The sequence below is a fragment of the Telluria antibiotica genome (assembly GCF_011682055.1).
GTDB classification, from domain to species: Bacteria; Pseudomonadota; Gammaproteobacteria; order Burkholderiales; family Burkholderiaceae_D; genus Telluria; species Telluria antibiotica.
The window spans coordinates 45894-58443 of record NZ_JAAQOM010000016.1; the positions used below are offsets into that span (position 1 = coordinate 45894).

The window sequence follows — 12550 nt, forward strand, 5'->3', positions numbered from 1 at the left end:
TCAGTTCCTTACTTAGATTTCGAGTGCTTTGGGTTGCTGGGCTGCGTGCGGGTGCGTGGCTTCCGCATACACTTTCAGCTTCTTGATCATTGCGTAGCCCAGCGGGCCCTTCGGCAGCATGCCTTTGACGGCTTTTTCCAGGGCGCGGCCCGGGAAACGCTGTTGCATTTTCAGGAAGTTGGTTTCGTAGATACCGCCCGGGTAGCCCGAGTGACGGTAGTACTTCTTGTCGTTGGCTTTCGTGCCGGTCACGCGCAGTTTGCCTGCGTTGACGACGACGATGAAATCACCGGTGTCGACGTGCGGAGTAAATTCCGGCTTGTGTTTGCCGCGCAGTCGGAGTGCCACTTCGCTGGCAACACGTCCGAGGACTTTGTCCGTCGCGTCAATCACGTACCAATCGCGCTGGACTTCATGGCCCTTAGCGGAAAAAGTTTTCATGTTGACTTCCTAATATAGGGTAGTAATGCTCGAATGGTGGTTCCGCGGGCGATGCTACATCGCGGACTCTGCCTTATTGTCTTTTCCCGAGCAAATGGAAAGCCCACGACTATAGCCGATTCCATACCCGACAGTCAAGCCGGCCACGGCGCGCACGGGGCTGGAGCCAGCGCAAAACCATCCACGTCCGATCATGCAATTTTGCAACTTCTTATTTGCTAGAAAATATTGACCCCGAAATCGATGACAAACTAGTATGACCGGCATCAAAGAGGAGACCGCTTGTTGAAATCCATCCTGCTCCTGGGCGCACTGCTGGCGGCCAATCCCCTGGCCATGGCAGCAAGCCCGACGCCGCCGGTGCAGACGCGCAGCTGCCACCTGCCCGGCGTCGAGGAAGCCCTGCGCTGCCTGACCCTGCCCGTGCCGCTCGAACCGGGCAAGCCCGCCACCCTGAACCTGCACGTGACGATCGCACCCGCCCTGCGCCAGGGCGCGCGGCCCGATCCCGTGTTCGTGCTGGCCGGCGGCCCCGGCGAAGCGGGCAGCGACGTACTGACCCTGCTCGCCACCGCTTTCAAGCGCGTGCGCCCCACGCGCGACATCGTCTTCATCGACCAGCGCGGCACGGGGCTGTCCGGCAAGCTCGATTGCGCATCCGAGGTCGACGAGGACGCGAAGCTCGACGACGCGCAGATCGACGCCGCCCTGCGCCGCTGCATCGCGGCCAGCAAGGTGCCATTCGCCGCGTACACGACGGCCGCCGCCGCGCGCGACATCGACGCCGCGCGCCGCGCGCTGGGTTACGACAAGGTCAACCTGTGGGGCGGCTCGTACGGCACCCGTCTCGCGCAGGCGTACGCACGCGCGTACCCGGCCGCCGTGCGCACGCTCACCCTGGACGCCGTCGCCGCGCCCGACCAGGTGATCCCGGCAGGCGGACGCGACGCCCAGGCCGCCCTCGACCGGCTGTTCGCCCAATGCGCGAAGGACGCCGCCTGCGCGCGCGCCTACCCGAACCTGCGCCGCGAATTCGACGCCCTCGTCGCGAAGCTGGACGGCGGCCCGCTGACACTGAACCTGCCCGACCCGCGCACGGCGCGCCAGGTCGACGTCACGATGACGAGCGAGCGCCTGCTCGACACCGTGCGCAACATGCTGTATTCGCCGGCCGACGCGCGCCGCCTGCCGTTCCTCGTGCACAGCGCCAGCGAAGGCCGCTGGCAGCCGTTCGTCGCGCGCCGCAACCTGGCCGCCGATTTTTCGCCCGACGGCGCGCCCGCCACGTTGCTGCACCTGGCCGTCGTCTGCGCCGAGGACATGCCCCGCTTCACGCCCGCGCTGGCCGCAAGCGACGCGAGCCCGCTCACGCGCACGCTGGGCGAGCGCCTGCGCGGCCTGTGCCGCACGATGAACGTGCCGGCCGTGCCGGAGGCGCCGCCCACGCGCATCGCGGCGCCCGCGCTGCTGCTGTCCGGCGCGCTCGACCCCGTGACGCCGCCGCGCCGCGCCCGGGATGCCGCCCGCTTCATGGCTCATGCCCAGTTGCTGACGGCGCCCAATGTGGGGCATGGCGTGTCGCAGCTGGGCTGCGCGCCGCGCCTGCTGCGCGCCTTCCTCGACCAGCCGACCGCCAAAGTCGACGGCGCCTGCCTGAACGAGATCCCGGCCCCGACCTTCCAGCTCGGCAGCGCCGGGCCGCAACCCTGACGAGCGCCACGACCATGATCGAAGCACACGAAGTCCGTAAACAATTCGGCGCCGTCCAGGCACTGGGAGGCGTCAGCTTCACGGCGCGCGACGGCCAGATCACCGCGCTGCTGGGCCCCAACGGCGCCGGCAAGACCACGCTGCTGCGCACCCTCGTCGGCATGCTCAGGCGCGACCACGGCACCATCGCCATCGACGGCGTCGACCCGGAACGCGATCCGCTCGCCGTGCGCGCCAACATCGGCTTCCTGACCGACCAGTTCGGGCTGTACGAGCGCCTGTCCACACGCGAATACCTCACCTACTTCGGCGAGTTGAACGGCATGGAAAAGCCCGCACTCGCCGCGCGCATCGACGAGGTGTCGGAAATGCTCGCAATGGACGACATCCTGGAACGCCGCAGCAAGGGCTTTTCGCAGGGCCAGCGCATCAAGGTCGCCCTCGCGCGCGCGCTGCTGCACCGCCCACGCCATTTGCTGCTCGACGAACCCACGCGCGGACTGGACGTGATGAGCACGCGCGCCGTACGCCACGCGCTGTCCGCGCTGCGCGGGCAAGGCTGCTGCGTCGTGATGGCCACGCACGTGATGCAGGAGGTCAGCCATCTGTGCGACGACGTGATCGTCATCGCCAAGGGCCATACGGTGGCGCAGGGCACGCCGGCCGACCTGTGCCGCCGCACCGGCATCGCCAACCTGGAAGACGCGTTCGTGCGTCTGGTCGGCACCGACGAAGGGATCGTCGCATGAGTGCCAAATTCCTCGTCGTTTTCAAGAAAGAGTTCCGCGAATCGCTGCGCGACAAACGGTCGCTGGGCCTCCTCGCCCTGTTCACGCTGATGTATCCCGTGCTGCTGGGGATCCTGCTGCACCAGTGGATCGACCGCGCCACGAAGCCCGAGCGGGAAGGCATCGTGCTCGCCGTGATCGGCGGCGCGCAGGCGCCCACGTTGATGGCCCAGTTGAAGCAGAAGAACGTCACCATCCACGACACGCCACCGCTCGGCGAGGCCGCGATCGGCGAGCTGCTGCGCGCCCGCAAGGCCGCCGCCGTGCTGCGCCTGCCCGGCAAGTACGCGACCGACTATGCGGCGATGCGGCCCGCGCGCATCGAACTGTGGTACGACTCGTCGACGGAACAGGACGGCCGGCGCGACATCGAGGAAGTGCTGAATGCCTACGCCACCAACATCGCGAGCGCGCGCCTGCTGGCGCACGGCGTGTCGCCCGCGGCGCTGTCGCCGGTGCAGGTGCAGCGCTACGACACGGGGACGACGGCCGCGCGCTCGGCCGGCATCATCGGCGGCATCCTCGGCTTCCTGTTCTTCCCCGCGTTCATCTGCGGGTTGTCGGCCGCGGTCGATTCCACGGCGGGCGAGCGCGAACGGCGTTCGCTCGAGGTGCTGATGGCGCAGCCCGTGCGCACGTGGGAACTCGTCACGGGCAAATGGCTTGCGGCCGCGTCCCTCGCCATCGTCGGCATCACGTTCGAACTGATGCTGGCGCACGCGATCCTGTCGTGGATGCCGCTGGAAGAAATCGGCATGACGTGGCGCGTGAGCTGGGGCCGGCTGCTGCTCGTGTGCGTGGCCTCCGTGCCGCTGTCGCTGTTCGCTGCCGGCATGCAGATCGCAGTGGCGATGAACGCGCGCTCGTTCAAGGAAGCGCAGAGCGTGCTGTCGATCGTGATGCTCGTGCCGATGCTGCCGGGGCTCGCCGTCTCGATGCTGGAACTGAAGACGGCGTCATGGATGTACCTCGTGCCCATGCTGTCGAACCAGACCTTGCTGCGCGAGACCGCGAAGGGCGGCGACATCGGCGTGCTGCCGTTCGTGCTGACGTTCCTGTGCTCGGCGCTGGCGGCGTGGGCGGCCGTCGCGTTCGCCGCGTGGCGCATGAAGAGCGAGCGCTACGTGCTGGCCGTCTGAGGCCGAGCCAGCACGCCGCGCCGCGCTGGCTTAGAATGGATGCCCTCGTCAAACATACTCAAGCGGAGAAATCGATGGAAGTCAAAGTCAGCTGGAACGGACCGTCCGGGATGAGTTTCCGGGCCGAGACCGGCTCCGGCCACCTGGTCAACATGGATGGCGCCCCCGAGGGCGGCGGCCACAACCTGGCACCGCGCCCGATGGAAATGGTGCTGCTGGGGACCGGCGGCTGCACCGCCTACGACGTCGTGCTGATCCTGAAGCGCAGCCGCGAAGACGTGCGCGGTTGCGACGTCACGTTGAAGGCCGAACGCGCCGAGACCGATCCGAAGGTGTTCACCAAGATCCACTTCCACTTCATCGTCACGGGCCGCAACCTGAAGCCGGCGACCGTCGAACGCGCCGTCAACCTGTCGCACGACAAATACTGTTCGGCGTCGATCATGCTGGCCAAGACGGCCGAGATCACGCACTCGTTCGAAATTATCGAAGGCTGATTTCGCGGCAGCGCATGGCGGGCTCGGGGAGCCCACCCTACGTATCACTTTGCCGTAGGGTGAGCACCCCGTGCCCACCGCGCGCACCTACGCATCAGATGTAATACGCCGTCGTGGTCATCACTTTGGCCATGGCGCGCATCGCGGCCTTCACGGGCAACGGCATCTCGGCGGCCCCCATCGCCTCGGCCTTGGCACCGTGCTCGATCTCGTCGTCGCGCATCTGCGTGACGATGGCGCGCGATTTCGCATCGTGCGGCGGCAGCTCGTCGAGGTGGCTGTTCAAGTGGGCCTCCACCTGGCGCTCCGTCTCGACGACGAAGCCGAGGCTGACGGCATCGCCCAGGCGCGACGCGACGGTGCCCAGTGCATAGGCGCCCGCATACCACACCGGATTCAGCAGGCTCGGCTGCGAGCCCAGCTCGGCCAGGCGTTCGGCCGTCCAGGCCAGGTGGTCTTCTTCCTCGCGGCCCGATTGCGCGAACTGCGCGCGCATGGCTTGCGTCGACGCGCGCCGGCCCTGCGCGTCGTACAGCGCCTGCGCGCACACTTCGCCCACGTGGTTTACGCGCATCAGGCCGGCGCTGTGGCGGTGTTCCTGCGCGTTCAGTTCGCAGTCCGGCGCGGAGACGCCCGGATTCGGCCTCCCGGCCTTCGCCACGCCGCCCACGACGCGCAACGCCTTGTCGAAGCCGACGATCAGGTGGTCGAGAGGAGAGATGATGCGGGATGCCGTTGTCATGGATTGCCTTTTCAGCCTGTTATGCGATAGGCAGAATTATATGCCCTCGGCCGCATCCCCTCCGCTACCTGTCTTCTGCGCAACTTTCTGCGCCTGCAGCCAATCGTGCAGCGGCCCGTCGACTTCCAGCTTCGAGATGTTCTTCGCCACGCCCAGGTTCAATTCGAGCAGGAACGGGATCGACTCCGGCGGCACCTCCGTGCAGCTCGCGCCGAACGCGGCCATGAAACGCTCGGATTGCACGATCGACAAGACCCGGCGCCCGCTCATGAATTGCAGGATGCTCGTGATCGTGTGACCCGCGCCGATCGTGTGATAGATGAATCGGTTGTATTCACGGTCGACGGTCTTGAAATCGATGGTTTCCGTCGTCATCAGCCCGGCCAGGTAGTACAGGCCGATGGCGACGCGGAACCAGTCGGTCGACTCGGCCCGGGTACGGCCCTGGCGCGTGACGGCCAGGATCTTGTCCTTGATGAGGGTATCCATGGAGACATTATGCCCGTTTTGTCCTGCGCGATATCATCGATGATGTTGCCAAAGTAGACAGAAACCGTTCCTCGCCGTATGCTGGAGCCCCGTTTTCCCTGCATCCTGCTCCCGGTTTTGTGCACTCTGGACTTGTGAAAACGCCGTGTATCGCACGGCTGCTGCCTCTTCAGCTCCTTTTTAATACAATGCAACAGTCATGAAATACGTGCATTGTCACGCGCAACGGGAGTGTCCATGAAATTACAGATCCGCAATTTGTCCAAGACCTATGCCAACGGCGTGGTCGCGCTGGACAGGGTCTCGCTGAGCATCCCGCCCGGGATGTTCGGCCTGCTGGGGCCGAACGGCGCCGGCAAGTCGACCCTGATGCGGATCCTCGCCACCTTGCAGGAATGCGACAGCGGCTCCGTCTTCCTGGACGATATCGACGTGCTCGACGAAAAAGACGAGGTGCGCCGCCTGCTGGGTTACCTGCCGCAGGACTTCGGCGTGTATCCCAAAGTGAGCGCCTACGAACTGCTCGACCATTTCGCGCAACTGAAAGGCCTGTCGCAGCGCCACCGCCGGCGCGAAGTCGTCGACGCCCTGCTGCAGCAAACGAATCTGTTCGAGGTGCGCAACCAGAAGCTGGGCACCTTTTCCGGCGGCATGCGCCAGCGCTTCGGCATCGCCCAGGCGCTGCTCGGCGACCCGCAACTGATCATCGTCGACGAGCCGACGGCCGGCCTCGACCCGCAGGAACGGGTGCGCTTCCACAACCTGCTGTCCGACATCGGCGAGGACAAGACCGTGATCCTGTCCACGCACATCGTGTCCGACGTGGCCGACTTGTGCGCCAACATGGCGATCATCAACAAGGGCAACGTGCTGCTGTGTGGCGAGCCGGCCCGCCTCATCGAAGGCATCGAAGGCAAGATCTGGGCTCGGGTCGTCGCCAAGCACGACCTGCCCGACTTCCACAAGCGCCACACCGTCATCTCCACGCGCCTGCTATCCGGCCGCACCCTGATCCACGTGGTTGCCGACCGCTACCCCGGCGACGACTTCGAACCGATCCACCCCACGCTGGACGACGTCTATTTCGCCACCATCGCGGGTCGCCACAACGACGCCGCCGGGAATTGTTGATCCATGCGCGCCCTGCTCGCCATCGCCGGCTTCGAAACCCGGCAGCGCCTGAAGCTGCTGTCGACCTGGGTGTATTTCCTCGCCTTCTTCGCGCTGGCCCTGCTGTGGATGGCCGCCGCCGGCGGCGTGTTCAAGGAAGCCTTCGTCTCGTTCGGCGGCCGCGTGCTGATCAACGCGCCGCGCCAGGTCGCGCTGAGCGTCGCGTTCCTCGGCTGCCTCGGCATCATCGTCGTCGCCGCGATGATGGGGCGCTCGGTCCAGCAGGACTTCGAGTACGAGATGCACCATTTCTTCTTCAGCGCGCCGATCCCGAAATACGCGTACGTGTTCGGCCGCTTCCTCGGCGCGCTGGCCACCCTGGTCGTCGTGTTCTCGGCGATCCTGTTCGGCACCCTGCTGGGGACGGCGCTGCCGGGCATCGACCCGTCGCGCGTAGGGCCGTACTCGGTGGTCGGCTATCTGCTGCCGCTGGTCTTCACGCTGCTGCCCAACCTGTTCATCTTCGGGGCGATCTTCTTCGTGCTGGCGGCGCTCACGCGGCGCATGCTGGCGGTGTACGTGGCGAGCGTCGTGATGCTGATCGGTTACATCGTCGCCCCGTCGCTCGCGCGTGACCTCGACTACAAGACGCTCGCCGCGCTGATCGACCCGTTCGGCACGACGGCGCTGATCCGCCTCACCGAATACTGGAGCCTCACGGAACGCAACACACTGCAGATCCCGCTCTCCGGCGTCTACCTCGTCAACCGCGTGCTCTGGTCGCTGTTCTCGCTCGTCGTGCTGGCGCTGGGCTACTGGCGCTTCAGCTTCGTCTCCACGCCGGCCGGCCGGCGCGGCCAGCCGCGGACCGAGGCGGAAAGCGCGCCGGCCAAGGCGCCATCGGCCGCCGACCTGCACGAGAAGCCCGACTTCGCCGCGCGCAGCCTCGCCGTGCTGCTGGCGAAATCGAGCTGGCTCGCGCTGCGCGAATGCGCCAAGAACGTCTACTTCGCGGTGATCGTCCTCGCGGGCATGCTGACGCTCATCGTCAGCTCGCTCGACATGGGCGCCATGTACGGCACGAAGACGTATCCCGTCACGTACATGGTGCTGGAACTGGTCCGCGACGTGTTCGGACTGTTCGTGCTGATCGTGACGACGTTCTATGCCGGCGACATGGTGTGGCGCGAGCGCGAGGCGCGCATGGCGCAGATGGTGGACGCGCTCCCGGTGCCCAGCTGGCTGCCGCTCGCGGCCAAGACCATCGCCCTCGTCGTGCTGCAGGTCGTGCTGCTGCTGGCCGCCATGGTGTGCGGGATGGGCATCCAGCTGGCGCACGGCTACCTCACGCTGGAACCGGGCCTGTACCTGACGACGCTGTTCGGCATCCTGCTGCCCCGCTACGTGCTGCTGGCCGTGCTGGCGATGGCCGCCCAGTCCATCCTGAACCACAAATACCTCGCCTACTTCGCACTGGTGACGTATTACGTGGCCACGCTGTTCCTCGGCGGCTTCGGCCTCGACCATCCGCTGCTCGTGTACGGCGCGCTGCCGGACGTGACGTATTCGGCGCTGAACGGCTTCGGCCACTACCTGCCGCTGCAGCGCGCGCTGCAAGTCTACTGGGGCGGCGCCGCGATCGTCCTGTTCACGATCGCGCTCGTGCTGTGGCCGCGCGGCGTGAGCGACAGTTTTTCCGAACGCCTGCAGCTGGCGCGCCGGCGCCTGACGCCGGGCGTGCTGGGCGCGTTCGTTGCCGGCATCCTCGTGTTCGTCGTCAGCGGCGGCCTGCTGTGGTACAACCTCGTGCACCTGGGCGCGTACCAGACGGCCTGGCACAAGGAACGCGTGCGCGCCGACTACGAACTGCGCTACAAGCGCTATGCGGCGCTGCCGCAGCCGCGCGTCACGGACGTCGACCTGCAGGTCGACATCCATCCCGACACCCGCACGCTGAAAGTCCACGGCTTCTACCAGCTGGAGAACCGCACCGGTGTCGCCGTGCGCGACGTCGTCCTGTTCCAGAAGCCCGGCCCCGAGCTGCGCCCCCGCTTTTCCCAACCGGCGCGGCTGCTGCGCGCCGATCCTGAGCACGGCATCTATCGCTACGTGCTGGCGTCCCCGCTGCAGCCGGGCGCGCGCATGGCGCTGGAATTCGACCTGTTCGATGCGCCCGGCGGCATCCTGGGCCTGGGCCGCGACACGGCCGTCGTCGGCAACGGCACGTTCTTCAGCAACGAAGTGCTGCCGCACGTGGGCTACCAGCGCGTGTTCGAACTGGAGGACGACCGCGACCGCAAGCGCCATGGCCTCGCGCCGCGCGAGCGCATGGCCGCGCGCGAGGACGAGCGCGCGCGCGCGAACAACTACATCGCCAACGACGCCGACTGGATCCGCTTCGACGCCGTCGTCAGCACGAGCCCGGACCAGATCGTCGTCGCGCCGGGCACCCTGGAACAGGAGTGGATGAGCGGCGGCCGGCGCTGGTTCCATTACAAGGCCGACAAGCCCGTGCTGAACTTTTATACGTTCCAGTCGGCCCGCTACGAGGTGCGCCACGACCGCTGGCAGGACGTCACCATCGACGTGTACTACCAGCCGGGCCACGACTTCAACGTCGACCGCATGATCCGCGGCGCCAAGGCGGCCCTCGAATACGGCACGAAGCACTTCAGTCCCTACCAGAACCGCGAGCTGCGCATCGCGGAATTCCCCCGCTACGCCTCGTACGCGCAGGCGGCGCCGGGCACGATCCCATTCTCGGAAAGCGTGGGCTTCATCGCCAAGGTCGACCCGGACTCGCGCAAGGACATCGACTATCCGTACTACGTCAGCGCGCACGAGGTGGGCCACCAGTGGTGGGCGCACCAGATCGTCGGTGCCGACATGCGCGGCGCGACCGTGCTGTCGGAAAGCCTGGCCGAATATACGGCGCTGATGACGATGAAGACGACGCTGGGTTCGAGCAAGATGCGGCGCTTCCTGCGCTACGACCTCGAGGAATACCTGATGGGCCGAGCCCGCGAGAACAAGAAGGAGCTGCCGCTGGCGCAGAACGAAAACCAGGGCTATATCCACTACCACAAGGGCAGCCTCGCGCTGTACCTGCTGCAGGACCTCGTGGGCGAGGATGCCGTCAACGGCGTGCTGCACGGCCTGCTGGCGGAGTATGCGTACAAGGGACCGCCCTACCCGACCGTGAGCACGCTGGTCGACCGGCTGCGCGCGATCACCCCGCCGGACAAGGCCTACCTGATCGACGACCTGTTCGAAGCGATCGTGCTGTACGAAAACCACGCCGATGGCGCGACGGCCAAGCGCCGGCCGGACGGCAAGTACGAGGTCGAGATCCGCGCCACCGCCGGCAAGGTGCGCGCGGGCGAACACGGCGAGGAGAAGCCCGTGCCCCTGCACGACTACATCGAATTCGGCGTCGACGACCAGGACGGCAACCCGCTCGCGCGCGAGCGCCGCCTAGTGACGCAGGGCGACCAGCGCGTCGTGCTCGTCGCCGCCGGACGCCCCGCGCGCGCGGGCATCGACCCCGACAACAAACTGATCGACAAGAAGCCAACAGACAATATGCTCCCTGTCGACACGCACTGAACTTCACGTTATGATCTGGTCACAATACTCTGCTAGGAGAGACTCCATGTCCACTGTCGCCGAACTGGCCGCCCAGATCCAGCAACTGTCCCCCGAGGACAGGCACGAGCTGATGCGCCTGCTACTGGTCGACAGCGACGACCGTGACCAGGACGCCGACGAAGCGTGGCAGAAGGAGATCGTGCGCCGCGTGAAGGCGATCCGCAGCGGCGAAGCCGCCATCCGGGCCCTCCAGGACGAGTGGCGCGAATAACGCCGGCGCCGGGCGCCACACAAAAAAACCGCGACACCAGATGGGTCGCGGTTTTTTTATGGGAGCTTGCCGGGTGGAACGCTTCAGAACGTTTCCCATTCCTCCGCCACCACAGGCCGCTGCCGTGCCGCGGCGGCCTTGACCTTCCGCACGGGCTGCGCCGCCAGCGCCGGCCGCGCCGGTGCCGCAACGGCCGGATGCGTCGCAGCGGCCTGCACCGCCTGCCCCGTCTGGAACGTGCCGACGAGCGCGGCCAGCTGGCGCGCCTGGTCCTGCATGGCGTCGGCCGCGGCCGCCGCTTCCTCGACCAGCGCGGCGTTTTGCTGCGTGACCTGGTCCATCTGCGTGATGGACTGGTTGACCTGGTCGATGCCGGCGCGCTGCTCTTCGCTGGCGGCGGCGATCTCGCCGATCAGGTCCGTCACACGGCGCACGCTGCTCACGACGTCGTCCATCGTGCTGCCCGCCTGGTCGACGAGGCGCGAGCCCGCCTCGACCTTTTCCACGGAATCGCCGATGAGTTCCTTGATTTCCTTGGCGGCCGCGGCCGAGCGCTGCGCCAGGTTGCGCACCTCGCCCGCGACGACGGCAAAACCGCGGCCCTGTTCGCCCGCCCGCGCCGCTTCCACGGCGGCGTTCAGCGCAAGGATGTTGGTCTGGAAGGCAATGCCGTCGATCACGGTGATGATGTCGGCGATCTTGCGCGACGACTCGTTGATGGAACCCATCGTGCGGACGACCTGCGCGACCACGTCGCCTCCCCGCTCCGCCGTCTCGGACGCGCTGGTCGCCAGTTGACTGGCCTGGCGCGCATTGTCCGCGTTCTGCTTGACGGTCGACGTGAGTTCCTCCATCGACGATGCCGTTTCCTCCAGCGAACCGGCCTGCTGCTCGGTGCGCGACGACAGGTCCTGGTTGCCCGAGTTGATTTCCGCGGATGCGGTGGCGATGGTGTCCGTGCCGGCGCGCACGCGGGTCACGATGTCCAGCAAGGCGCCGTTCATGTCCTTCAGCGCGGCCATCAACTCGCCCGTCTCGTCCTTCGACCGCACTTCCACACGTGCCGTCAGGTCGCCCTGGGCCACCCGCCTGGCAACGCGCACCGCGTAACCGAGCGGCAAGGTGATGTTACGGGCCAGCACCAGTGCCAGGACGATCGCGAGCACGACGGCCCCGATGCCGCCGCCGATCAGCGTCAGCGCCATCGACGACACGAGCGCCGCCATCGTCTGGCCCCGCTCGCTCATCAAGCCCGCTTCCTCGGCCTTCATGTCGGCCACGAGCTTGCGCATCGCATCCATCGACGCCTTGCCTTTGCCGGCCTGCTCGGCCGTCACGATGGCCGCCATGTCCGCATCCGCCGTCGCGCGGCGCAGCTTGATGGCGGGGTCGGCCGCCACGTCCAGCCATTTCTGTTCTTCCTCGGCCAAGTGCTGCAGGCGCTCCTGCTGGCGCGGATTGTCCGACGTCAGCTTGCGCGCTGCGTCGATGTGCGTGCGGAACGCGTCCTTGCCCGTATTGTACGGTTCCAGCGACGCCTCCTTGCCGGTGAGCGCGAAGCCGCGCTGGCCCGTTTCCATGTTCACCAGGCTCAGCAGCGCGGCATCGACCTCGCCGAGTACCCGGTAGGTGTGGATGTTCATGTCGTTGGCGTTGCGTAGGCGCATAAAATTCCCGTACGACAGGCTGACCAGCAGCACGAGGAGGGCTACGACGGCGCCAAAGCCGAGGTACAGGCGGGTACCAATTTTCAGGTCGGATAGTCTCATGGGGTC

At 66.7% G+C, this 12550-nt stretch carries 11 protein-coding genes; 7 read left to right on the forward strand and 4 right to left on the reverse strand.

Features of this window, described 5'->3' with window-relative positions; all coding sequences use genetic code 11:
- Positions 1–12: 12 nt before the first annotated feature.
- Positions 13–441 carry a 50S ribosomal protein L13 gene (rplM, locus tag HAV22_RS23635; RefSeq protein WP_036235400.1) on the reverse strand — a complete coding sequence of 143 codons (429 nt, stop codon included), beginning with the start codon at positions 439–441 and terminating at the stop codon, positions 13–15.
- 282 nt (positions 442–723) lie between these two features.
- Between rplM and HAV22_RS23640 the strand changes: the two genes are divergently transcribed.
- From HAV22_RS23640 to HAV22_RS23655, 4 genes are all read left to right on the forward strand, one after another.
- The gene (locus HAV22_RS23640) at positions 724–2151 is read left to right on the forward strand and encodes an alpha/beta hydrolase (RefSeq protein WP_229421389.1); all 1428 of its coding nucleotides are present in this window, start codon (positions 724–726) and stop codon (positions 2149–2151) included.
- Between the two features lie 14 nt (positions 2152–2165).
- Positions 2166–2900 (forward strand): ABC transporter ATP-binding protein, encoded by a 735-nt coding sequence (locus HAV22_RS23645; RefSeq protein ID WP_166862416.1) that lies wholly within the window; start codon positions 2166–2168, stop codon positions 2898–2900.
- On the forward strand, positions 2897–4078 hold the full coding sequence (locus HAV22_RS23650) for an ABC transporter permease (RefSeq protein WP_166862418.1): 1182 nt from the start codon (positions 2897–2899) through the stop codon (positions 4076–4078). Before HAV22_RS23645 ends, HAV22_RS23650 begins: the two co-directional genes overlap by 4 nt.
- Before the next feature lie 74 nt (positions 4079–4152).
- Positions 4153–4575 (forward strand): OsmC family protein, encoded by a 423-nt coding sequence (locus HAV22_RS23655; RefSeq protein ID WP_166862420.1) that lies wholly within the window; start codon positions 4153–4155, stop codon positions 4573–4575.
- Positions 4576–4669: 94 nt separating this feature from the next.
- Here HAV22_RS23655 and coq7 read toward each other — a convergent pair whose 3' ends face one another.
- Both coq7 and HAV22_RS23665 read right to left on the reverse strand, forming a co-directional pair.
- Positions 4670–5317, reverse strand: a complete 648-nt coding sequence (gene coq7, locus HAV22_RS23660; RefSeq protein WP_166862422.1) for a 2-polyprenyl-3-methyl-6-methoxy-1,4-benzoquinone monooxygenase — start codon at positions 5315–5317, stop codon at positions 4670–4672.
- A 36-nt stretch (positions 5318–5353) separates the two neighbouring features.
- Positions 5354–5806 carry a hypothetical protein gene (locus HAV22_RS23665; RefSeq protein WP_166862425.1) on the reverse strand — a complete coding sequence of 151 codons (453 nt, stop codon included), beginning with the start codon at positions 5804–5806 and terminating at the stop codon, positions 5354–5356.
- Positions 5807–6043: 237 nt separating this feature from the next.
- On the opposite strand from HAV22_RS23665, the gene HAV22_RS23670 reads away from it, so the two are divergent.
- From HAV22_RS23670 to HAV22_RS23680, 3 genes are read left to right on the forward strand one after another with little or no spacing between them, the layout of a single operon-like run.
- On the forward strand, positions 6044–6937 hold the full coding sequence (locus tag HAV22_RS23670) for an ABC transporter ATP-binding protein (RefSeq protein WP_166862427.1): 894 nt from the start codon (positions 6044–6046) through the stop codon (positions 6935–6937).
- Positions 6938–6940: 3 nt separating this feature from the next.
- Positions 6941–10522, forward strand: a complete 3582-nt coding sequence (locus tag HAV22_RS23675) for a M1 family aminopeptidase (RefSeq protein ID WP_166862429.1) — start codon at positions 6941–6943, stop codon at positions 10520–10522.
- Between the two features lie 46 nt (positions 10523–10568).
- The gene (locus tag HAV22_RS23680; protein WP_166862431.1) at positions 10569–10775 is read left to right on the forward strand and encodes an addiction module protein; all 207 of its coding nucleotides are present in this window, start codon (positions 10569–10571) and stop codon (positions 10773–10775) included.
- 83 nt (positions 10776–10858) lie between these two features.
- Here the strand turns inward: HAV22_RS23680 and HAV22_RS23685 are convergent, their stop codons facing one another.
- The gene (locus HAV22_RS23685; RefSeq protein WP_166862433.1) at positions 10859–12544 is read right to left on the reverse strand and encodes a methyl-accepting chemotaxis protein; all 1686 of its coding nucleotides are present in this window, start codon (positions 12542–12544) and stop codon (positions 10859–10861) included.
- Between the last annotated feature and the right edge of the window lie 6 nt (positions 12545–12550).

Excerpts from the sequence above, each read along its gene's own strand:
- rplM (WP_036235400.1), bottom strand. The coding sequence starts at position 441 with ATGAAAACTTTTTCCGCTAAGGGCCATGAAGTCCAGCGCGATTGGTAC.
- HAV22_RS23645 (WP_166862416.1), top strand. The coding sequence starts at position 2,166 with ATGATCGAAGCACACGAAGTCCGTAAACAATTCGGCGCCGTCCAGGCA.
- HAV22_RS23650 (WP_166862418.1), top strand. The coding sequence starts at position 2,897 with ATGAGTGCCAAATTCCTCGTCGTTTTCAAGAAAGAGTTCCGCGAATCG.
- HAV22_RS23655 (WP_166862420.1), top strand. The coding sequence starts at position 4,153 with ATGGAAGTCAAAGTCAGCTGGAACGGACCGTCCGGGATGAGTTTCCGG.
- coq7 (WP_166862422.1), bottom strand. The coding sequence starts at position 5,317 with ATGACAACGGCATCCCGCATCATCTCTCCTCTCGACCACCTGATCGTC.
- HAV22_RS23665 (WP_166862425.1), bottom strand. The coding sequence starts at position 5,806 with ATGGATACCCTCATCAAGGACAAGATCCTGGCCGTCACGCGCCAGGGC.
- HAV22_RS23670 (WP_166862427.1), top strand. The coding sequence starts at position 6,044 with ATGAAATTACAGATCCGCAATTTGTCCAAGACCTATGCCAACGGCGTG.
- HAV22_RS23675 (WP_166862429.1), top strand. The coding sequence starts at position 6,941 with ATGCGCGCCCTGCTCGCCATCGCCGGCTTCGAAACCCGGCAGCGCCTG.
- HAV22_RS23680 (WP_166862431.1), top strand. The coding sequence starts at position 10,569 with ATGTCCACTGTCGCCGAACTGGCCGCCCAGATCCAGCAACTGTCCCCC.
- HAV22_RS23685 (WP_166862433.1), bottom strand. The coding sequence starts at position 12,544 with ATGAGACTATCCGACCTGAAAATTGGTACCCGCCTGTACCTCGGCTTT.